This window comes from Buttiauxella agrestis ATCC 33320 (genome assembly GCF_000735355.1).
Lineage (GTDB): Bacteria > Pseudomonadota > Gammaproteobacteria > Enterobacterales > Enterobacteriaceae > Buttiauxella > Buttiauxella agrestis.
In genome coordinates this window covers 1-21,293 of the sequence record NZ_JMPI01000036.1, presented here as the reverse complement: position 1 = coordinate 21,293, position 21,293 = coordinate 1, and the positions used below count along the sequence as shown (strand labels likewise).

At 50.1% G+C, this 21,293-nt stretch carries 18 protein-coding genes; 15 read left to right on the top strand and 3 right to left on the bottom strand.

Going from position 1 to position 21,293, the window contains the following annotated elements; translation table 11 throughout:
* Positions 1-161: 161 nt before the first annotated feature.
* Positions 162-341, top strand: a complete 180-nt coding sequence (locus tag GBAG_RS12945) for a hypothetical protein (RefSeq protein ID WP_034496677.1) — start codon at positions 162-164, stop codon at positions 339-341.
* Positions 338-634 carry a helix-turn-helix domain-containing protein gene (locus GBAG_RS12940; protein ID WP_034496675.1) on the top strand — a complete coding sequence of 99 codons (297 nt, stop codon included), beginning with the start codon at positions 338-340 and terminating at the stop codon, positions 632-634. Before GBAG_RS12945 ends, GBAG_RS12940 begins: the two co-directional genes overlap by 4 nt.
* Before the next feature lie 30 nt (positions 635-664).
* Here GBAG_RS12940 and yegD read toward each other — a convergent pair whose 3' ends face one another.
* Positions 665-2,023: a molecular chaperone gene (yegD, locus tag GBAG_RS12935; protein ID WP_034496673.1), complete on the bottom strand. Its 1,359-nt coding sequence runs from the start codon at positions 2,021-2,023 to the stop codon at positions 665-667.
* Between the two features lie 72 nt (positions 2,024-2,095).
* On the opposite strand from yegD, the gene alkA reads away from it, so the two are divergent.
* Positions 2,096-2,941: a DNA-3-methyladenine glycosylase 2 gene (gene alkA / locus GBAG_RS12930; RefSeq protein ID WP_034496670.1), complete on the top strand. Its 846-nt coding sequence runs from the start codon at positions 2,096-2,098 to the stop codon at positions 2,939-2,941.
* Here the strand turns inward: alkA and GBAG_RS12925 are convergent.
* Entirely contained in the window at positions 2,934-6,269 is a 3,336-nt protein-coding gene (locus GBAG_RS12925; RefSeq protein ID WP_034496667.1) for a diguanylate cyclase, read from the bottom strand. The genes alkA and GBAG_RS12925 overlap by 8 nt on opposite strands.
* Positions 6,270-6,611: 342 nt before the next feature.
* Between GBAG_RS12925 and udk the strand changes: the two genes are divergently transcribed.
* The 3 genes from udk (at position 6,612) to asmA (ending at position 9,848) form a co-directional block, all read left to right on the top strand.
* Entirely contained in the window at positions 6,612-7,253 is a 642-nt protein-coding gene (udk, locus tag GBAG_RS12920; RefSeq protein WP_034496665.1) for a uridine kinase, read from the top strand.
* Positions 7,254-7,398: 145 nt separating this feature from the next.
* On the top strand, positions 7,399-7,980 hold the full coding sequence (gene dcd, locus GBAG_RS12915; RefSeq protein WP_034496664.1) for a dCTP deaminase: 582 nt from the start codon (positions 7,399-7,401) through the stop codon (positions 7,978-7,980).
* Positions 7,981-8,003: 23 nt separating this feature from the next.
* Entirely contained in the window at positions 8,004-9,848 is a 1,845-nt protein-coding gene (gene asmA, locus GBAG_RS12910) for an outer membrane assembly protein AsmA (RefSeq protein WP_034496662.1), read from the top strand.
* 139 nt (positions 9,849-9,987) lie between these two features.
* Here asmA and GBAG_RS12905 read toward each other — a convergent pair whose 3' ends face one another.
* A complete protein-coding gene (locus GBAG_RS12905) occupies positions 9,988-11,568 on the bottom strand; it encodes a TerC family protein (RefSeq protein ID WP_034496659.1) in 1,581 nt (526 codons plus the stop codon).
* Between the two features lie 734 nt (positions 11,569-12,302).
* Here GBAG_RS12905 and GBAG_RS12900 point away from each other — a divergent pair.
* From GBAG_RS12900 to wcaF, 9 genes are all read left to right on the top strand, one after another.
* Complete coding sequence (locus GBAG_RS12900) at positions 12,303-13,436, top strand: polysaccharide export protein (protein ID WP_034496656.1); 1,134 nt, start codon at positions 12,303-12,305, stop codon at positions 13,434-13,436.
* A gap of 6 nt (positions 13,437-13,442) precedes the next feature.
* Entirely contained in the window at positions 13,443-13,886 is a 444-nt protein-coding gene (gene wzb / locus GBAG_RS12895; RefSeq protein WP_034496653.1) for a low molecular weight protein-tyrosine-phosphatase Wzb, read from the top strand.
* 2 nt (positions 13,887-13,888) lie between these two features.
* Positions 13,889-16,057, top strand: a complete 2,169-nt coding sequence (gene wzc, locus GBAG_RS12890; protein ID WP_034496651.1) for a tyrosine-protein kinase Wzc — start codon at positions 13,889-13,891, stop codon at positions 16,055-16,057.
* Between the two features lie 117 nt (positions 16,058-16,174).
* Positions 16,175-17,011 (top strand): colanic acid biosynthesis glycosyltransferase WcaA, encoded by an 837-nt coding sequence (gene wcaA, locus GBAG_RS12885; protein WP_034496648.1) that lies wholly within the window; start codon positions 16,175-16,177, stop codon positions 17,009-17,011.
* Between the two features lie 2 nt (positions 17,012-17,013).
* Positions 17,014-17,499: a colanic acid biosynthesis acetyltransferase WcaB gene (gene wcaB, locus GBAG_RS12880; RefSeq protein ID WP_034496645.1), complete on the top strand. Its 486-nt coding sequence runs from the start codon at positions 17,014-17,016 to the stop codon at positions 17,497-17,499.
* Complete coding sequence (locus GBAG_RS12875; RefSeq protein ID WP_034496643.1) at positions 17,496-18,713, top strand: glycosyltransferase; 1,218 nt, start codon at positions 17,496-17,498, stop codon at positions 18,711-18,713. Before wcaB ends, GBAG_RS12875 begins: the two co-directional genes overlap by 4 nt.
* A complete protein-coding gene (gene wcaD, locus GBAG_RS12870) occupies positions 18,688-19,908 on the top strand; it encodes a colanic acid polymerase WcaD (protein WP_034496642.1) in 1,221 nt (406 codons plus the stop codon). Before GBAG_RS12875 ends, wcaD begins: the two co-directional genes overlap by 26 nt.
* 11 nt (positions 19,909-19,919) lie before the next feature.
* Positions 19,920-20,672: a colanic acid biosynthesis glycosyltransferase WcaE gene (gene wcaE, locus GBAG_RS12865; RefSeq protein ID WP_034496640.1), complete on the top strand. Its 753-nt coding sequence runs from the start codon at positions 19,920-19,922 to the stop codon at positions 20,670-20,672.
* Between the two features lie 53 nt (positions 20,673-20,725).
* Positions 20,726-21,277: a colanic acid biosynthesis acetyltransferase WcaF gene (wcaF, locus tag GBAG_RS12860; protein ID WP_034496637.1), complete on the top strand. Its 552-nt coding sequence runs from the start codon at positions 20,726-20,728 to the stop codon at positions 21,275-21,277.
* Positions 21,278-21,293: the final 16 nt, after the last annotated feature.

Genomic DNA, 21,293 nt, shown 5'->3' with positions numbered 1-21,293 from the left:
TGGAGGAAATATGAAGTACTGTATGGATAAGTCTTAGATGGCGGTTTTTTGCGTACATCCTCGAAGGAATGCGGCTAAATAATTTCCTGTTTGAATCTTCGCTAATAAACTGTGGTTTATACTTTAAATATAAACTATAGTTTATGAGGTGAATGTATGACATGGACGGTAATCTTTACTCAGGATTTTTATCTTTGGTATCACGAGCAGCCTGCCAGTTTGAAGAAAAGGTTGACTGCGACACTGATAAATCCGGACGTAAGTATTTTTATTTTGACTTGATCAGGAAAGCGGATGAACAGTTTTCCCGGCATTTAGCTGAACTGGAGAAAAATAAATGAAGACATTACAGGACGTGATATCCGAATTTTCAGCTGAAGACCAGGCTGATATCTGGCACATGGCCCAGGTACTGGTTCTGGAAACAGGCTTGCAATTGATGCGTGAAGAGCTTTCACTTTCTCAAAAACAGGTAGCGGAAAAAATGGGGGTGAGTCAGCCTGCGATCACTGCCATTGAACAACGCGGCAATGACCTAAAAGTATTAACTCTGAAACGTTATATCGAGGCTATGGGGGGGAAACTTTCCTTGCTGGTACAACTGCCGGAAGGCAATAAAGTCTTCAAGATTTAAAACGCCGTGAGTTTCCCCACGGCGCATTGATTAATCGCGGAACACCACATCAGCCCAGCGGGCGAGGCCTGCGGTTACGGAGCCGAAATCATCGCCTCCGGCTAATGGAATGCCCGGTAACTGCTGTGCCAGAGCGTGTTTAAGCAGCGGCGAACGCGCACTTCCCCCGGTCAGATAAATGACATCAGGCTTCACGGCGCTGTTTTCCAACGCAAGCGTGACTTGCTCCATGATGCGTTGCAGCGGCTGGCTAATCGCCATTTCCAGTTCTGGTTGGGTAATTTCGCAACCCAGCTCTTTGCTGATAAACGGCAACATAGTGGCGACTTGTTTGCTGTCGGACAGCGCAATTTTGCTCTCTTCAGCAGCACGCACCAGGCGATAACTGAGTCGCTGACGCCACACTTTTTGCAGGAATGCCACTTTCTCGGGTTCACGCGAATCGCGTACCAACTCGTTTAGCATGCGACCGTTGGCGCTGCTGTAGAAATCGTTTTGCGCAGGCACGTCGTTGATTGCCACCGCATTCCACCACGGCAATACCGGCAGCGCGATACCTTTTTCGGTTTGGCCGCCCATTCCCAGCAACGGAGAAAGCTGCTTAAACGCCAGCATAATGTCGAGATCGTTACCGCCAACGCGGCAACCGCTGTGGCCGAGTAAACTCTGTTCGCGGTCGCGACGAGCGCGCCATTGCGGCCCCATCAATAACACTGAACAGTCGGTTGTCCCGCCGCCGATATCGACGACCAGTACCTGTTTTTCTTCGGTTAACGTCGCTTCAAAATCAAGCCCTGCGGCGACGGGCTCGAACTGGAACACCACGTCTTTAAAACCTGCGCGATGTGCAGCGCGTTCAAGGATACCTTGCGCCTGCTGGTTTGCTTCATCGCCACCTAAGCCCTGGAAGTTTATCGGGCGGCCGATCACGGCCTGGGTAATTGGCTCGGCAACCTGGCTTTGTGCCTGTTTGCGAATGTGTAGCATCATGGCGCAAACCAAATCTTCAAACACGGCGACCTGCTGCGGTTTTAAACCGGTAGCACCGAGGAAAGATTTAGGTGATTTAACGAAGTAAACTTCTTCAGGATCTTCCATGTACTGGCGCAGGGAACTCAGCCCGAATTGCACACTGCCTGGCAAAACGTCGATGTCTTCATCGCGGTTAAAGGAGACTGCACGGCGCAACAACGCCTGAGTTTCAGTGCCGGTAGCCGGGACTTCATGATGGCGATATAGCCATTCACTGACTGACTCACGCGTCGGGGCGCACAACATTGAAGGAAGCAGCGTCGAGCCGTTTTCCATCTCCAGTGCTTGCGGAACACCATCGCGCATCACTGCCACAGAGCAGTTTGCAGTACCATAATCGAAGCCTATAAATTGCATAAAATCCCCATGCCGGTGAAGAAGGGGGGCGACTTTAGCGGAATTACTAAGACTAAACAATAGGACAAGAAAATGTATCAACTGAACTACAACCCGCCGTACGACTGGAATTGGATGTTTGGTTTTCTTGCCGGGCGTGCGGTTAACGGCATAGAGATTGTTACCGAAGAGCAGTATTGCCGCAGCTTTGCTTTGGGGGATCATCAGGGTCTGCTCACGCTGGAACCTGATGAAGCACGCTGCCAGCTAAACGTGACATTAAGCGAAGGGTTGCAGCCGGTGGCGCAGGAAGTTTTGCAACGCATCAGGCAACTGTTGGATCTCGATTGCCAGCCGCACACCATTCTGGAAAGCCTGGGGGAATTGTCGGCGGCACGTCCCGGTTTGCGCTTACCGGGTTGTATGGACACTTTCGAGCAATCTATTCGCGCGATTTTAGGGCAGCTCGTCAGTGTGGCGATGGCGGCGAAACTTACCAGTAAACTGGCGCAGGCTTTTGGCGAACCGCTGGTGGAAAATCCTGAGTGGTTTGTTTTTCCCACGCCCCAAAAGCTGGCCGCGTTACAACCTGAGCAGCTAAAACAGCTCGGAATGCCGTTAAAACGCGGCGAAGCCATTATTCATCTTGCGCAACTCATGGTGAATGGTGAGTTTCCGCTTAACAGCCCTGTGGATGTTGAGAGGGGCGTTAAAGTGTTAACCACGTATCCGGGGATTGGGCGCTGGACGGCAAACTACATTGCGCTACGGGGCTGGCAAGCCAAAGATGTTTTCTTGCCCGATGATTACCTGATTAAACAACGCTTCCCTGGTATGACGCCCGCGCAAATCCGCCGTTATGCGGAGCGCTGGAAACCCTGGCGCTCATACGCGCTGTTGCATATCTGGTATAGCGACGGCTGGGTTCCCGTCAATTGATGGCGAAATAACTGGAGTTGAGCAGCATCTCCAGCGGTAACGGTTGAGTGACTGCTTCGCCAAATATCAGATCGACGCCAATTCCTGACAGCGTATCCATCACCATCGGGATATCCGCCGGGCCTGCGATAGTTTGCAGCGTCTGGCGCTGTGCGTGACCCTGAATAATCGTCACCATCATTTCGTCCATCAGGTTGCAATGCACGTTCTGAATCAGTTCTTCATCGACAATGATGTAACTGAAGTATTGGCGCGCAACACGTTTAAAGATATCCAGGTCACGCCCCACATGGCTAAGAATCAACTGACAGCCGCTGTCATGCAGCCTTTTCAGGTTTCTTTCGATTTTTTCATCGTCGTTCTGGAGTACTTCGCAATGCACCATCAGGTGCAACAAGCGGGTTGGGAGCGCGCTTCGTGCGAACAGTGCCAGCAATTCGTCAACGACCTTGTCACACGGCAGGCTGTGAGAGGAGAGGGCAAGGGCGACGCCAAAGCCTTTGTTGGTTACGGACTGAGAAAACTTGCTGAAGAATTCGTTGAAGATCCGCAGATCGAGCGCGCAGTGCAACTCAGCATCGGTGACGGCTGTGCGGAACGTTTTCTCGTCAATGACCACGCCGTCGTTGCCCCAGAAGCGCAGCGAAAGCAGATAGAAGCTGGTTGTCTCCGGGATGCGCGGAGGTGCTACACCAAGGGCAATCATCAAGATCGGATTATCATTGATGATAGATTTTTGCTCGGCAAGGGTGATGTTTTGGCCATCTTTGCGGATGTCATGCTGGGAAGATTCAAAGACTGTTACCCGGCCACGGCCACCATTTTTTGAGGCATAACAGGCGATATCTGCCTGGGAAAGCACCTCAGATGCCAGGCGATTATCGGCATCAATTTGCGTGATCCCGGCGCTGGCACCAATGCGATGTAAACGCCCGTTCCACGTAAAGTGGTAATCATTGATGCTTTGGATAATCCGTTCCGAAATATGTCGCGCATTGTCAGACGAACAATCCGGCAGCAGCAATCCAAACTCATCGCCGCCCAGGCGCGCGAGGAAATCGCCAGTGCGTAACATACTGAGCATTAAAGAAGAAAGCTCACGCAACAGCGCATCGCCCGCCGCGTGACCCGCGGAATCGTTCACCGCTTTAAAGCGATCGAGATCGATAAACACTAACGCGTGGCGCTGACGATTTTCTCCGGCACTTTGCAGCAGGCGTTTAAGGTGGTTTTCAAAGCTGACCCGGTTTGCCAGATGAGTCAGCCCATCGTGTGAGGCGCTGTAGCTCAGCTGTTTGAGCATTTTACGCGATTCGGTGACGTCCTGAATAACCAGCACCGAGCCAATACTTTGCCCATCAAGTGTGGTCAGCGGTGTGATGCTGTAGTGAATGTCGTAGCTGCCACCGTTGCGGCAATGCAGAACCACATCGTGTTCAATCGTCGCGCGGGAATAATCACCGCTATGAATGTTTTCCATTACCGGGCCGTTGTCACCAAAGGTAATGTGTAGGATTGCCAGAATATGTTGACCAACCGCTTGCTGCTGCGGCCAGCCGCTCAACTTTTCGGCGATCGGATTCATAAAGGTGATATTCATATCCACATCAGTACAAATCACCGCTTCGCCAATCGAGTCCAGCGTAATGTGCAGACGCTCTTTTTCCTGATACAGCGCTTCGTTCAGCTGTTTCACTTCGGTCATATCCATGTTGATGCCCAGCAAACGCTCGACGTCACCATTTTTATTCAGTACGCGGTTGGCGAGAGAGCGAATATGGCGAATGCCTTCTTTGACATGAATGCGATATTCCATCTTAAATGGCACGCGAGCCTGCAAGGCATCGCGCACCGTTTTCTCAGCCGCAGGCGCATCATCAGCGACAATACGCTCCAGCCACAATGCGTAGGTAGGTTTCAGGTGCGCCGGAACCTCATAGAGATCAAACATACGTTTGTCCCAACTGATCACATCAGTCCCAAGATCCCATTCCCAGATACCAATACCGCCGGCCTCATTGGCCAGCGTGATGCGCTCCATCAGGCGTTTGTTCACCCATTCGGTGTGCTTGAGATCGTTAATGTCTTCGATTTGGGCGATTAAATAGAGTGGCGTGCCGTCAATATCTCGCACAATGGAAACCGCCAGCAGCGCCCACACCACATCACCTTTGCTGGTGTAGTAACGTTTTTCCATTGAATAACTATTGATACTGCCGCTGACCAACATATTGAGCTGGTGCAAGTCGGCGTGTAAATCTTCCGGGTGCGTAATTTGCTGGAAGGTGAGCGAACGGAGTTGCTCTGAGGTGTAACCGAGGAATTTACTCAGCGATTTATTCACCTGCAACCATTGCCCGTCGGTCGAAACCAGCGCCATACCGATAGCGGAATATTCCATGGCATTACGAAAACGTGCTTCGCTTTCGGTGATGTGTTTTCGTTCTTCACGAAATGAATACATCACCATGGTCATCACATTGGCAGGCAATAGAATCATCAGGAACGGCAGCCACGGTGCATTATCCATGACGGTTGTGTGGGGTTGTTGCATCGCGATGTGACCGTTGGTGGTCATCATTAATGAGACCACCATCAGCGTGCCGAGGAAAACAATAAAGGCTTCGAGGCGGGGCAGGCGAATAGCGCTCCACATCAGGAAAACAATAATAAAGGTAAATGGCCACGGCATATAACGCAGGGCGAGATAACTTAACGTCAGGGTAATGACAAAAGTGAATATTGTTTCTAATAATAATTTTGGATTTTTATGGCGTAAAAGGGTGCTGGGTTTAAACAATAAAGCGGTGGGCACCAGCGCCAGGCTGCCGATCATTTCGGATAGCATCCAGACGAAAAAAGTTTTGGCAACGCTTCCGCCATCAGGTCCGGCTAACCATACCGCCAGTATACCGCCGACAATCGGCGGGATGACGGCACTGCACATCACCAGCCGAACCCAATTATGCAAATTTTGGAGAGGATTATGCTGTGGCAGCAGGCGGCGCATTAATGTTGCACCAAGCACCGCTTCAATAATATTGATAGCGGTATAGCCCAAATTAATTTCGTTTAGGGGAAATAATACTGCTGTGGCGCATAAACTCCCCACAGCGCAAACCCCAATAACCATGGGCCACTGACGGAGTGAATTGCGGAATAAAGCCACCATCATGAGAGATGTCGGGAACCAAAGCGGCGCTAAAACAGTTCCAACCAGGGATAATTCGAGTGAATACAGGGTAAATATAAAGCTGAGAAACCCTAATACCACTGGCAGTATGAAGGAAGGCATTGCGATTAATTCTTTTGTGTTTTGTTTGATCATTACCGCAAATCCGTTAAGGCGTGCCGCCAGGTGCCATGCCCGGATGCAAATAAAAAGATAAGTTTCGGTTTATGCTAGTACAAACAATTTACATTTCCTATGTCGGTTGGTCATAATTTAACATTAAGAGGTAATAAAAAGTGATATTAGACATACTTATTTTCATCTCTTGATAATTGTCCCTGTTATTGGAAGGGCATTGCTGGATTAACCCTGAAAGCTAAAATCACCCGCCAACGTGCATTGCTCTGGTATCAGCGGGCGGATCTCCCTATAATTGCCGCGTTTGACGCATCTGCGTCCCCCTTCCTCAACATTTAAGTCAACAAGGCTCGTTACAACATGACTGACAAGTCCCATCAATGCGTCATCATCGGGATAGCCGGTGCGTCGGCTTCAGGAAAAAGTCTTATTGCCAGCACACTGTATCGCGAACTGCGCGATCAGGTTGGTGATGAACACATTGGTGTCATTCCAGAAGACAGTTACTACAAAGACCAAAGCCATCTTTCGATGGAAGAACGAGTTAAGACCAACTATGACCATCCTAACGCGATGGATCACAATTTGTTGTTCCAACACCTGCAAATGCTTAAAGCCGGAAACCCAATTGAACTCCCGGTTTACAGCTACGTGGAACACACCCGCACGGGTAACACTGTTCATTTAATGCCGAAGAAAGTCATCATTCTGGAAGGGATTTTGTTGCTGACGGATGCCCGTCTGCGCGAAGAGATGAACTTCTCCATTTTTGTTGATACGCCGCTGGATATTTGCCTGATGCGCCGCATGAAGCGTGACGTTAACGAACGTGGCCGCTCCATGGACTCCGTTATGGCTCAATATCAGAAAACCGTTCGCCCGATGTTCTTGCAATTCATTGAACCTTCTAAGCAGTATGCCGATATCATCGTGCCGCGCGGGGGTAAAAACCGTATTGCCATTGATATTCTTAAGGCGAAAATCAGTCAGTTCTTTGAGTAATCTCCAGGCGTAAAAACCACCGCACCTGCAATGTGAAAGACGACGGGTATCATGAAATTCCGCTATTTACCCGTCGTTGCGTGGCTATCTGCGCCGCGCTGTGGCAGGGTAAACAAAACTGAGCTTGAGATAAGGAGCATCTGAAATGCGTTTGTGTGACCGCGATATAGAGGCCTGGCTTGATGACGGGCGCTTAACGATTACCCCTCGTCCGCCAGTTGAACGCATTAGCGGTGCTACCGTTGATGTGCGCCTGGGGAATAAATTCCGTACTTTCAGCGGCCATACTGCTCCGTTTATCGACTTAAGCGGACCTAAAGATGAAGTGAGCGAAGCATTAGAGCGCGTGATGAGTGACGAAATTGTTCTCCGCGAAGGCGATGCTTTCTATCTGCATCCAGGCGAACTGGCTTTAGCGGTAACGCTTGAGTCCGTGACCATTCCTGCTGATTTAGTCGGTTGGTTAGATGGCCGTTCATCTTTAGCGCGTTTAGGCTTGATGGTTCACGTTACGGCTCACCGCATCGACCCAGGCTGGCATGGTTGCATCGTACTGGAGTTCTTTAATTCCGGTAAACTGCCTTTGGCTTTACGTCCTGGTATGATGATTGGCGCGCTAAGCTTTGAACCCCTTTCTGGCCCGGCTGCACGTCCTTACAACAGCCGCCAGGATGCAAAGTATCGCGATCAGCAAGGTGCGGTTGCAAGCCGTATTGATAAGGACTGAGTTCCCATCTGTATGAGGGCTGTATGAAACGATTTATAACCACGCTGATGATATTGCTGGTCGTGCTGGTGGCCGGCCTTTCTGCGTTGGTATTGTTGGTTAACCCCAATGATTTTCGTGCATATATGGTGCGCCAGGTTGAAACCCGTAGCGGTTATCAGCTTCATCTGGATGGCCCGCTGCGTTGGCATGTCTGGCCGCAGCTCAGTATTTTATCAGGGCGTATGTCGCTGACGGCTCCAGGGGCAAGCCAGCCGTTGGTCAGTGCCGATAACATGCGCCTCGACGTGGCTTTAGTTCCGCTGTTATCCCATCAGTTGAAAGTCCAGCAGGTGATGCTCAAAGGTGCGGTGATTCAACTCACTCCGCAAACTGAAGAGCGTCGTCCGAAAGATGCGCCCGTTGGGCCATCAACCGGCATTACCCCGCCAGCTGAAGACCGTGGCTGGTCGTTTGATATTGCGAAGCTAAAAGTTGCCGATAGTGTGCTGGTGTTTCAGCATGACGGCGATGAACAAATCACCGTGCGCAATATCAATCTGCAAATGGAACAAAATGACAGAAAGCTGGCGCACATTGAGCTTAGCAGCCGCATTAACCGCGATCAGCGCGACCTGAATTTTTCTATGGTGGCTGACCTCGACGCCAGTAATTACCCTCAACAGCTCACGGCGAATATCTCGAAGCTGGATTACCAGTTACGCGGTGCCGACCTTCCGGTCAGTGGCATTGCCGGGAATGCGACCTTCGCAGCCAGTTGGTCTGATCCGCAACATCTTCTTGAATTTAACCAGCTGCAACTGACGGCAAACGATAGCGACCTGCAAGGTAACGGGCGTGTAGTGCTCGAAGATAAGCCTCAATGGCAGCTCGATCTGCGCTCCAGTAAACTGAATCTTGATGCGCTGGTTGCTGAAAATGCCGTGACCAGCACAAAAGTCGTGCAGCAGGCGCAACAGCAAAGCAGTTTGCCACGCCCGGTGATTGCCTCCGGCGTAGACGATAACACTTATCAGAGCCTGCGCGGTTTCAGCGCACAGGTGAAAATTGCTGCGGGAAATGTGCGTTGGCGCGGGCTGGACTTCACCGATGTTCAGTCGGCGATGACTAACCAATATGGTTTGCTGAAAGTTTCAGAGCTGGCAGGCAAGTTTGGTAAAGGCAGCATGTCATTCCCCGGCGTTCTGGATGCGCGTAAAAACGAGCCGAGTTTAAACTTCAATCCGAAAGTCACTGACATCGAAATTGGGCCGATCCTCACTGCCTTCGATTATCCGATTGCTTTGACAGGATTGCTGTCGATGGAGGGCGACTTTAGCGGTGACAAGCTCAATGCTGATGCATTCCGCCGCAGCTGGCAGGGCGATGCGAACATCACCATGTCGAATACCACAATGCAGGGGATGAACTTCCAGCAAATGATTCAGCAGGCCGTTGCCCGCAGTAATGGCGATGTGCAGGCCCAGCAAAACTATGACAACGTCACCACGCTTGAAAGTTTTGCAGCGCAGGCGAGCCTTGATAACGGTCAACTCACCCTCGGCAACATGTCGGGCAAGTCTTCAATGCTGGAACTCACTGGCAAAGGGACGCTGGACCTGGTTAAGCAGCAGTGCGACACGCGGTTTAACGTCACGGTGCTGGGAGGCTGGGAAGGGGACAGCAAGCTGATTGAAGTGCTGAAAACCACGCCTATTCCGCTTCGGGTTTACGGCCCGTGGCAGAAGCTAAATTACTCTCTGCAAGTGGATCAGGCACTGCGCAAGCAGTTGCAGGGCGAAGCGAAACGTCGGTTGAATGACTGGCTGGATAAGCACAAAGACAGCAAAAATTCGAAAGACGTGAAAGAGTTGCTAAATAATCTGTAGCGTTGTTTTGTAGGGTGGATAAGTCGTAGACGTCATTCACCATGTATGTCGGCTTTTGTCGGATGACGCTGGCGCTTATCCGACCTACGACAAGTTTGTCATCACCCTCAGAGAGAACCGAAAGGTTCTCTCTTTTGTTTTACACTTCGTAATCCATCTCTTCATCATCCTCGAGCGGCACAATTTGCACCTTCTGCACCCGGTGGCTTTCCACTTGCAGCGTGCGCAACAGAAAATCCCCCACCTGGACTGCTTCCCCGCTAACCGGAATATGTTGCAGTAACTCCATCAGCAAACCGGCGATGGTGTGATAGTTACGTTTCTCATCAAGCGGCAGCGGCACATACTGGATTAAATCCTCGAGCGGCATATGCCCGTTGGCTGTCCAGGTGCCGTCCGGGTTTTTCTGGATATCATGGCGCGCATCAATCTCTTCGATTTCGTTGGGCAAGTTACCGGCGATGGTCTCCATCACGTCACTTAATGTCACCACACCTTCGACGGAACCAAATTCATCGACCACAAAGGCAAAGTGCGTGCGCCCATTGCGAAACTGTTCCAGCGCGGCCAACAGCGGCAGCGTTTCCGGGAATATCAGTGGCTGGCGAATCAATGCCTCAAGATTAAGCGGCTCGCCCTTCAGCGACTGCTGGAGCAAATCAATGACGTGCACCACACCTAAAATTTCATCGCCTTCACCAGTAATGACCACGCGGGTATGCTGATTTTTGTCCAGCAACGCGCGCGTTTGTTCCTCTGGATCGCCAAGTTTGATGTGCTCGACATCATGGCGTGACGTCATGATGCTGCTGACGGTACGCCGGTTCAGATTGAGCACTCGTTCAATCATCAATCGTTCCTGAGGCTCAAAAATTTCATCCTGTTGCGAGTGGTCAGCAATCAACGATGCCGTTTGCGCATCCAGCTCCGCTTCTTCCTTTTTACCGTTAAGGAGCCTTAAAACAGCCTCGGCGGTGCGCTGGCGCAATGACTGGTCGGCTGATAAGAAGCGACGGCGATTGAAAATGGCGAGCTGATTCAGGCTCTCAATCATCACCGAGAAACCAATTGCGGCGTACAGATAGCCCTTCGGAATATGGTAACCAAAACCGTCGGCCACCAGACTAAAGCCAATCATCAACAGAAAACTCAGGCACAAAATCACGATGGTTGGGTGATTGTTCACAAAGCGCGTCAGGGCTTTGCTGGCAAGCAGCATCAGACAAATGGCGATGATCACCGCAGCCATCATGACGGGCAAATGGTCGACCATCCCCACAGCGGTAATCACTGAGTCGAGAGAAAACACCGCATCAAGAACGACGATTTGTGCGACCACTGGCCAGAAGCGCGCCCCCCGTCGCTGCGTGTGGGATTCGCTGTCTTTACCTTCAAGGCGTTCGTTTAGCTCGACGGTAGCTTTGAATAACAAGAACAGGCCGCCAAACAGCATGATTAAATCCCTGGCGCTGAATGCCAGTTCACCGAGATGAAACAGCGGACGGGTCAGCGTTACCAGCCAGGAAATAGAAGCCAGCAACAGCAAACGCATTAACATCGCCAGTATCAACCCCGTGACACGAGCACGGTCGCGCTGAGCCGGGGGAAGTTTTTCGGCAAGTATTGCGATAAACACCAGGTTATCGATACCCAGAACCAATTCAATAACGACCAGAGTCACCAGTCCTGCCCAGATTGAGGGGTCGACAATCCATTCCATACGCCGGTCAGTACCTCATTAAAGATGACAAATGTCACAATGAAATGATGGATACTCACCGGGGAAATTGCAATGCCAGATGCGGGAATAATCCATTCATGCTGAATTATTGTGCCTGCCTCGCTTAATTCCACTTAATCACCAGGGTAAATAATTAATATTTTGCTAAATAAAGGGTAATTGCCTTTTCTTATATTAAAAATTACATGAGATAGTTCTGTATATTCCCTTTCGGCGTATCACTTATTAATTTTCTGTCAATATAAAGAAAATCCTAAACGCGTGTAAATGTGCTGTTAATACTAATCTTAAAAGTCAGGTTCTCCTTCTGCGGAACCTTGCCTGATATAGGGTTAGCTGTAACAATCGATATCGGTGTCTGATATTAGATGTATTTTTTATATTCGCTGAAGCCATGATATTTAACCTGGCACCGCAGGTTTTATTTTCTAAGATAATTCTTTGAATTTAATTTCTGTAACGATTGCCCATTATAACTTGTCTTTTTTCAGTAGGTTGGTGACTGTAAGCCAGGGGCGGTAGCATGCCCGAAGGCCAGAGAATAAGCCTCAATTATTCTGTCAATAGGATGTCGGGAAATAAGAGTTTTTTTAGGATTGATGCCAGATATTTCTGCGGCAACCAGGTTTAAATTCAGACCTCATTCAAATACCTAACGAGTCACTTATTTTATTCGCTCAGGATAATTACTCTGCCATAGTGATAAATACTCAATGATAAAATACAAACTTAAATTGATGCCTTTATTGGTGTCAGTAACCCTTATGAGTGGTTGCACAGTGCTCCCCGGTAGCAATATGTCTACGATGGGGAAAGATGTTATCAAGCAACAGGATTCAGACTTCAATCTGGATCGCATGGTTAACGTTTATCCGTTAACGCCGCGTCTGGTTGAACAATTACGCGTACGCCCTGCGGTGGCACAGCCAAATATGTCTCTGGACCAGGAGATTGCAGCTTACCAATATCGTGTTGGCCCAGGGGATGTCCTGAACGTCACCGTCTGGGATCACCCGGAACTCACCACACCTGCGGGCCAATATCGTAGCTCAAGCGATGCCGGTAACTGGGTGCAGTCTGACGGCACGATGTTCTATCCGTATGTCGGCAAAGTAAAAGTCACGGGTAAAACCCTTTCTGAAATTCGTAGTGATATTACCAGCCGCCTTGCGACGTACATCGCAGACCCGCAGGTGGACGTTAATATCGCTGGGTTCAGATCTCAAAAAGCCTACGTCTCGGGCCAGGTCAACAAATCAGGGCAACAGGCGATTACCAACGTTCCGCTTACCGTTCTGGATGCGATCAATGCCGCAGGTGGCCTGACGGATGCCGCCGACTGGCGCAACGTGGTGCTGACGCACAACGGCCAGGAAAAGCGCATTTCTCTGCAAGCCCTGATGCAAAACGGCGACCTGAGCCAGAACCATCTTCTGTACCCTGGCGACATTTTATTCGTGCCGCGCAATGACGACCTGAAAGTGTTCGTGATGGGTGAAGTGAAGAAACAAACCACCCTCAAAATGGACTTCAGCGGCATGACGCTGACCGAAGCGCTCGGCCAGGCCGAAGGTCTGGATATGACCTCATCTAATGCCAGCGGCATCTTCGTTATTCGCCCAATCAAAGAGAAGCAGGGCGGCAAAATCGCCAACATTTATCAGCTTGATATGTCCGATGCGACCTCGCTGGTGATGGGCACCGAATTCCAGCTGCAACCTTACGACGTGGTGTATGTGACCACCGCACCAGTCACGCGTTGGAATCGCCTGATCAACCAACTGCTGCCAACCATCAGTGGCGTTCGTTATATGACGGATACCGCCAAAGATATCCATACCTGGTAACGCGCTATGTTCAACAAAATTCTGGTTGTTTGTGTGGGGAATATTTGCCGTTCCCCAACCGCTGAGCGGTTATTAAAAAATTACCATCCGCAGCTTACTGTGACTTCCGCAGGGCTTGGGGCGCTGGTGGGAAAAGGGGCGGATGTGGGCGCTATCCGCGTGGCCGAGCAGCACAACCTCTCGCTTGAGGGGCATTGTGCGAAGCAGGTCTCCGGAAAAATGTGCCGCGAATACGACCTGATCCTCGCCATGGAAAAACGCCATATCTCCGCAATTTGCGAAATGGCTCCAGAGATGCGCGGCAAAGTGATGCTGTTCGGTCACTGGGATGCGGAACGGGAAATTCCCGATCCGTATCGCAAAAGCCACGACGCTTTTGAAGCGGTTTACGGTCTTCTGGACCAGAGCGCTCAGAAATGGGCTAACGCACTCAACGCTCATCAGGGATAACAATGACAGAAAAATCACGCCGTCCGAGCGCCCCGACTGAGGGCAATGACGAAATTGATATTGGCCGATTGTTTGGCACGGTTCTCGAAGCCCGCTGGTGGGTTTTGGGGATCACCGCCGTCTTCGCCATTCTTGCCACCGTCTACGCGATGTTTGCCACACCCATCTATAAAGCCGATGCGCTGGTGCAAATTGAACAAAACGCCGGTAACTCGCTGGTCAACGACATCAGCTCCGCGCTCTCAAACAAACCGCCAGCATCTGCTGCGGAAATGCAGCTGATTCAATCGCGCCTGGTATTAGGCAAAACGGTTGACGATCTCAACCTTGATATTGCGGTGGAGAAAAACAGCTTCTGGTTATTGGGCGCGGGTTGGGACCGCTTGCAGGGTCGCCAAAATGACACCGTTGTGGTCGATACTTTTAACCTCCCAGCGGGGCAGGGCAAAAATATCTTCACCGTCGAAGTCACTAGCCCAACGCAATATCAGCTCACCAGTGATAACGGATTTAGCGCCAAAGGGCAGGTCGGGCAAACCCTCAGCAAAGATGGCATCACCATGAACGTGAGTGCGATTAAAGCGCAAGTGGGCGATACCTTTACCGTCACAAAATATTCCACGCTTGGCATGATCAACCAGCTACAGGGCAACCTGGTGGTCGCTGAAAACGGTAAAGATACCGGGGTATTAAGCCTTTCTTACACCGGTGAAGACCGGGATAAAATTCGCGATATCCTCGACAGCATCACGCGCAATTATCTTGAGCAGAACGTACAGCGCAAATCGGAAGAAGCGGCGAAAAGCCTGAAGTTCCTTGCCGAACAATTGCCAGAAGTGCGCACGCGTCTGGATGCCGCTGAAAACAAGCTCAACGCCTATCGCCAACAGCAAGATTCGGTTGATTTGTCGCTTGAAGCGAAATCTGTGCTCGACACCATGGTGAACATTGACGCGCAGCTTAACGAGTTGACCTTCAAAGAAGCTGAAATTTCCAAGCTATATACCAAAGTTCACCCGGCGTACCGCACGCTGCTGGAAAAACGTAAAACGCTGGAAGATGAGAAAGCGCGTCTGAATGGTCGTGTGACGGCCATGCCGAAAACCCAACAAGAAATCGTGCGTTTGACGCGTGATGTGGAATCCGGCCAGCAGGTTTACATGCAATTGCTGAACAAACAGCAAGAGCTGAAAATCACCGAAGCCAGCACCGTGGGCGATGTACGCATTGTTGATGCGGCGATTGCGCAGCCTGGAATGGTTAAACCGCAACGGGCGTTGATTATTCTCGGCAGCATTATTCTTGGCCTGATGCTTTCTATTATGGGCGTGCTGCTACGCTCGCTGTTCAACCGTGGCATCGAAAGCCCGGCGGTGCTGGAAGAGGCGGGGATTGGTGTTTACGCCAGCATTCCACTTTCCGAATGGCAGAAATCTCGTGATAACGCCACGGTTCGCGGTGTGAAAGCGGCGAAGCGCAATAAACAAAGCCAACTGCTGGCGGTGGGCAATCCCACGGATCTCGCCATCGAAGCCATTCGCAGCCTGCGCACCAGTCTGCACTTCGCCATGATGCAGGCATCGAACAATGTTCTGATGCTCACCGGTGTCAGCCCGTCGATTGGTAAAACCTTTGTCTGCGCCAACCTGGCCGCCGTAATTAGCCAGACCAACAAACGCGTGTTGCTTATCGACTGCGATATGCGCAAAGGCTACACCCACGAACTGCTCGGAACCACCAACAACAATGGCCTGGCCGAAGTGCTGACCGGGCAGGCGGAAATCACCCGCTGTGCGCAAAAAACGTCAGTGCCTAATTTCGACCTCATCCCGCGCGGTGTGGTGCCTTCAAACCCTTCTGAACTGCTGATGAGCGAGCGCTTTGCCGAGCTGATTGCATGGGCAAGCAAGAACTACGACCTGGTATTGATCGATACCCCGCCAATTCTCGCGGTGACCGATGCTGCCGTTGTGGGCCGCCACGCAGGCACCACTTTGATGGTGGCGCGTTATGCGGTGAACACGCTCAAAGAAGTCGAAACCAGCCTTAGCCGCTTTGAACAAAACGGTATCAACGTCCGCGGCGTTATCCTGAACTCCATCTTCCGCCGTGCGGCGGGATATGAAGATTACGGTTACTACGAATACGAATATAAGTCCGATGCGAAATAGTCAGGCATCAGCTGGCGGATGACGCTTTGCTTATCCGCCCTACATTTCACGCCCTGTAGGGTGGATAAGCGATAGCGTCATCCACCAATAAATAAAAACGATTTTCGGGGGAGCGCCATGAATAACCCACTTATCTCTATTTATATGCCGACATGGAATCGTCAGCAGCTGGCAATCCGCGCCATTAAATCCGTGTTGCGCCAGGATTATGAACACTGGGAAATGTTAATCGTTGACGACTGCTCTTCATCCTACGAACAGCTCCAACGCTTTGTGGAAGAACTCGGTGACGCGCGCGTGCGTTACACCCGCAATGATTTCAACTCCGGCGCGTGTTCAGTGCGTAACCAGGCCATCAGCCAGGCGACGGGCGAATTGATCACGGGTATTGATGATGATGACGAATGGACGCCTAATCGCCTGTCCGTTTTTCTGGAGCACAAACACCAACTGGTGACACACGCCTTTTTATACGCCAACGACTACGTCTGCGAAGGGCAGGTTTATTCCCAGCCCGCCAGTCTGCCGTTGTACCCAAAATCACCGTTTTCATTAAAGCTGTTTTATAAGCGAAATATTATTGGTAATCAGGTGTTTACCTACGCCAGTCGCTTCAAGGCTTGCCTGTTTGATACCACACTGGCTGCGGCTCAGGACTACGACATCTTCCTGCGAATGGTGGTCGAGTACGGTCAACCCTGGAAAGTGGAAGAAGCCACGCAAATTTTGCATGTTAATCACGGTGAAATGCAGATCACCAAATCGCCGAAAAAATTCGCCGGGTACTTCCACTTCTACCGAAAACACAAAGATAAATTCGATCGGGCCAGCAAGAAATACCAGCTGTTTACCCTCTACCAAATCCGCAATAAACGCATGTCTTTACGCACGTTATTAGCGCTGTTGAGCGTGCGTAACACCAAACGTCTTGCCGACGGACTACGGGGGAAATAACCGTGCTTGAAGATCTGCGCGCAAATTCCTGGAGCCTGCGCCCGTGCTGCATGGTGATGGCTTATCGCATCGCGCATTTTTGCTCGGTGTGGCGCAAAAAAAGCGTCATCAACAATCTCTGGGCGGCACCGGTCATCCTGCTTTATCGCTTTATCACCGAATGCCTGTTTGGCTATGAAATCCAGGCAGGCGCCACCATCGGGCGTCGTTTTACTATTCATCACGGTTATGCCGTGGTCATCAATAAGTTCGTGGTTGCCGGAGACGATTTCACTATTCGCCACGGCGTCACCATTGGCAATCGCAGCAAAAGCAATGATTGCCCGGTGATTGGCAATGGTGTCGAACTCGGCGCGAATGTGGTGATTATTGGTGATATCACGGTGGGTAATAACGTGGTGGTCGGTGCAGGAAGTGTGGTGCTGGACAACGTGCCGGACAATGCGCTGGTCGTCGGCCAGAAAGCGCAAGTAAAGGTTATAAAATGAATATCTTACAATTCAACGTGCGCCTGGCTGAAGGCGGGGCGGCAGGTGTCGCGCTGGATCTTCATCAGCGCGCCAACGCCGCCGGTTTTAGCTCCCGTTTTATCTATGGTTACGGCAAAGGCGGAAAGAAAAGCGCCAGCCACGATAAATTCCCGGGCGTAGTAAAACACACGCCGCGACTCACATCGATTGCCAACATTATTCTGTTCCGCTTTTTCAACCGCGACCCGTTTGGCAACCTCAATAACCTGTATCGCAAAGTGACCCGAAGCATCGGCCCGGTGGTTCTGCATTTCCATGTGGTCCACAGCTACTGGCTGAATCTGGAAGAGATGGTGACGTTTTGCCAGCGCGTGAAAGCCCATAAAGCAGATGTCACTTTTGTCTGGACGCTACACGACCACTGGAGCATTACCGGGCGCTGTGCGTTCCTCGATGGATGCGATGGCTGGAAAACCGGCTGTCAGAAATGCCCGACGCTAAATAACTATCCGCCGGTGAAAACCGATCGCGCCCATTTGCTGGTGGACACCAAACGCCAGTTGTTCCGCGAAATGTTAGCGCTGGGCTGCCAGTTTATCTCCCCGAGCCAGCATGTGGCTGATGCTTTTAATCGTATCTACGGGGCAGGGCGCTGCAAAATTATCAACAACGGAATCGACGTCGCAACTGAAGCGATTCTGGCTGAACTGCCGCTGACGAGTGCGGCGGGTGACAAGCCCAAAGTGGCCGTGGTGGCACACGATTTACGTTATGACGGTAAAACCAACCAGCAGCTGGTGCAGGCGATTATGGCGCTGGGGGATGAAATTGAACTGCACACCTTCGGGAAATTCTCGCCGTTTAATGGCCCGAACGTCGTGAATCACGGCTACATGAGCGACAAAAAAGCGCTGATGAGTGAGCTTAATGAAATGGACTCGCTGGTGTTCAGTTCGCAGGTGGATAACTACCCGCTGATTTTGTGCGAAGCGCTGTCGATTGGCGTGCCGGTTATCGCCACACAAAGTGACGCCGCCGATGAAGTGCTGCGCAAAGTCGACGGTAAAACCTTTAGCGATATGCGCGTGCTGGAACTGGTGAAAATGCCAAAAGAAGCGCTCGCCCAGCAGGTGTTTGGCAAGGATTTGCAGAGTTTCAAAACTGCGAGTCGCCAGGCGTTCAGTGGACAACAGATGCTGGAGGAATATGTCTCGTTCTATCAGAATCTGTAGTTATCTGCTGCTGCCGTTCATCTATCTGGTGGTCAACGTCAAGTTGGCCTCACTCGGAGAAAGTTTCCCGATAACGATAGTCACCTTCTTGCCCGCCATTCTCTTTTTGTACATTGAACGCATTAGCGTCAAAAAATTGATGATTGCTTTGGGCATCGGTGCGGGACTCACCGCATTTAACTACATCTTTGGTCAATCGCTGGATGCCAGCAAATATGTCACCTCGACATTATTGTTTGTTTATATCGTGCTGATCATGGCGATGACGTGGAGCTGCCGCTTCAAAACTATTTCCCAACGTAATCACCGTAAGTTATTAAGGTTATTTTATGGTGTCGTCGGCATTATTGTGATGTTGGCAGCAGCAGAAATGGCTCAGATTATCCTTACTGGTGGCAGTAGCCTGATTGAGAAAATTTCGAAGTTTCTTATATACAGTAACAGCTATGTTCTGAACTTTATTAGCTTCGGCGGTAAGCGTACCACGGCTCTTTATTTTGAACCGGCGTTCTTCGCTCTGGCGTTAATCTCAATTTGGCTCAGTATCAAACAGTTCGGTATCAAAACACCAAAAACTGATGGTATGATTCTTTTGGGGATAGTGCTTTCCGGATCGTTTTCAGGGGTAATGACTTTTATCCTGTTCTATTTGCTTGAGTGGGCATTTCAATACCTTAATAAAAATGCAATAAAGAAGAAGTTACCATTAGCGATAATTTCTCTCTCCGTGTTTTTAGTAGGGTTAATATTCGCATTCCCTTATATCGCCACACGCCTCGGTGATTTGGGAACGGAAGGTTCGTCATCGTATTATCGTATTATTGGCCCTCTGGCGATGGTCGGGCATTCATTGACCAATATTGATGGGGTAGTGCGGTTCGGATCTTTATATGAATATGTCGCATCATTCGGAATCTTTAACGGTGCGGATGTCGGTAAAACAGTAGACAATGGTTTGTATCTGCTAATTATTTATTTTTCATGGCTCGCGGTATTACTAACAATTTGGTATATGTGGAAAGTCATTAAAATGATGCGTACGGCATTTGGTAATAATGAAAATTACCGTGTGCAATTATGGCTCTTTACCCCTGTATCACTGTTTTTTACCGGTTCAATTTTTAGCCCTGAATATGCGTTCTTAATTGTTTGCCCGTTTATTTTACGTAAAGCACTCAATATTACGAACACCTGAGGTCAATAACAATGCTGCTAAGTGTCATCACGGTTGCTTATAAAAATCTTGCCGGAATAGAAAAAACCTGGCAGTCGCTGGCCCATTTAGCGAAGGCGCCTGGTATCACATTTGAGTGGATTGTGGTTGATGGTGGCTCGCAAGATGGTACCGCCGAGTTTCTGGAAAACCTGAATGGGCAGTACAACTTACGGTTCGTGAGTGAGAAAGATAACGGCATTTATGATGCGATGAACAAAGGCATTGATATGGCTCAGGGCCGTTATGCGTTGTTCCTTAACTCAGGTGATGTTTTCCATCAGGATATCGTAAATGTCGCCCGCCAGCTTGCTGAAAGGCCGTTGACAGAAAATGCCATGATCATTGGCGATGCATTATTAGACTTTGGCGACGGCACAAAAATAGAGCGTCGGGCAAAGCAGGGTTGGTATATTTACCACAGTTTGCCAGCAAGCCATCAGGCAATATTTTTCCCTATGGATGGTCTGCTCAAATACCCGTATGACCTGCAATACAAAGTATCTTCGGATTACGCCCTGGCGGCCAAAATGTATAAAGGCGGTTATGCATTTAAACGCGTCAAGGGGATTGTCTCCGAATTTTCAATGGGCGGTGTTTCTACCACCAATAATATTGAGTTGTGCCGTGATGCGAGAAGCGTGCAGCGCAGAATATTACACGTCCCAGGCTTTATTGCGGAGTTGTCTTATAAGCTCCGCTTACGCACCACCGGAAAATCAAAAGCATTATATAACAAAGCCTGATTCTGTAGGTCGGATTAGCGTCAGCGACATCCGACGAAAAAGTAGGAAATATTATGCAGGAATTGAATGGCTTCTCGGTGCCGAAAGGTTTTCGGGGTGCAAACTCTATTAAGGTTCAACTCTGGTGGGCAGTACAAGCAACATTATTTGCCTGGTCACCACAAGTGTTATATCGCTGGCGGGCATTTTTATTACGCTTGTTTGGCGCACGAATCGGTAAAGGTGTTGTGATTCGTCCGTCAGTGAAAATTACTTACCCATGGAAATTAACCCTCGGGGATTATGCCTGGGTAGGCGATGACGCCGTGTTATATACGCTGGGTGAAATAACGATTGGAGCAAATTCTGTCGTTTCACAAAAATGTTATTTATGTACCGGCAGTCACGATTATATGAGCAAACATTTCGATATTACTGCCACGCCAATTGTTATTGGTGAGAAATGTTGGCTTGCCACGGATGTCTTTGTTTCACCTGGCGTCACGATTGGAAATGGCACCGTCGTCGGTGCTCGCAGCAGTATTTATAAATCGTTACCGGCAAATGCCGTTTGCCGGGGAAATCCGGCAGTGGTTATTCGGCAACGCATTATGCCCTCACCCTAACCCTCTCCCCCAGGAG

Bases quoted from the DNA above. Each gene is read 5' to 3' on its own strand.
- dcd (WP_034496664.1), top strand. From the start codon at position 7,399: ATGCGTTTGTGTGACCGCGATATAGAGGCCTGGCTTGATGACGGGCGC.
- wcaA (WP_034496648.1), top strand. From the start codon at position 16,175: ATGAATAACCCACTTATCTCTATTTATATGCCGACATGGAATCGTCAG.
- yegD (WP_034496673.1), bottom strand. From the start codon at position 2,023: ATGCAATTTATAGGCTTCGATTATGGTACTGCAAACTGCTCTGTGGCA.
- GBAG_RS12875 (WP_034496643.1), top strand. From the start codon at position 17,496: ATGAATATCTTACAATTCAACGTGCGCCTGGCTGAAGGCGGGGCGGCA.
- GBAG_RS12900 (WP_034496656.1), top strand. From the start codon at position 12,303: ATGATAAAATACAAACTTAAATTGATGCCTTTATTGGTGTCAGTAACC.
- alkA (WP_034496670.1), top strand. From the start codon at position 2,096: ATGTATCAACTGAACTACAACCCGCCGTACGACTGGAATTGGATGTTT.
- wcaE (WP_034496640.1), top strand. From the start codon at position 19,920: ATGCTGCTAAGTGTCATCACGGTTGCTTATAAAAATCTTGCCGGAATA.
- wzc (WP_034496651.1), top strand. From the start codon at position 13,889: ATGACAGAAAAATCACGCCGTCCGAGCGCCCCGACTGAGGGCAATGAC.
- GBAG_RS12925 (WP_034496667.1), bottom strand. From the start codon at position 6,269: ATGATCAAACAAAACACAAAAGAATTAATCGCAATGCCTTCCTTCATA.
- udk (WP_034496665.1), top strand. From the start codon at position 6,612: ATGACTGACAAGTCCCATCAATGCGTCATCATCGGGATAGCCGGTGCG.
- GBAG_RS12945 (WP_034496677.1), top strand. From the start codon at position 162: ATGGACGGTAATCTTTACTCAGGATTTTTATCTTTGGTATCACGAGCA.
- wcaD (WP_034496642.1), top strand. From the start codon at position 18,688: ATGTCTCGTTCTATCAGAATCTGTAGTTATCTGCTGCTGCCGTTCATC.
- wzb (WP_034496653.1), top strand. From the start codon at position 13,443: ATGTTCAACAAAATTCTGGTTGTTTGTGTGGGGAATATTTGCCGTTCC.
- asmA (WP_034496662.1), top strand. From the start codon at position 8,004: ATGAAACGATTTATAACCACGCTGATGATATTGCTGGTCGTGCTGGTG.
- GBAG_RS12940 (WP_034496675.1), top strand. From the start codon at position 338: ATGAAGACATTACAGGACGTGATATCCGAATTTTCAGCTGAAGACCAG.
- GBAG_RS12905 (WP_034496659.1), bottom strand. From the start codon at position 11,568: ATGGAATGGATTGTCGACCCCTCAATCTGGGCAGGACTGGTGACTCTG.
- wcaF (WP_034496637.1), top strand. From the start codon at position 20,726: ATGCAGGAATTGAATGGCTTCTCGGTGCCGAAAGGTTTTCGGGGTGCA.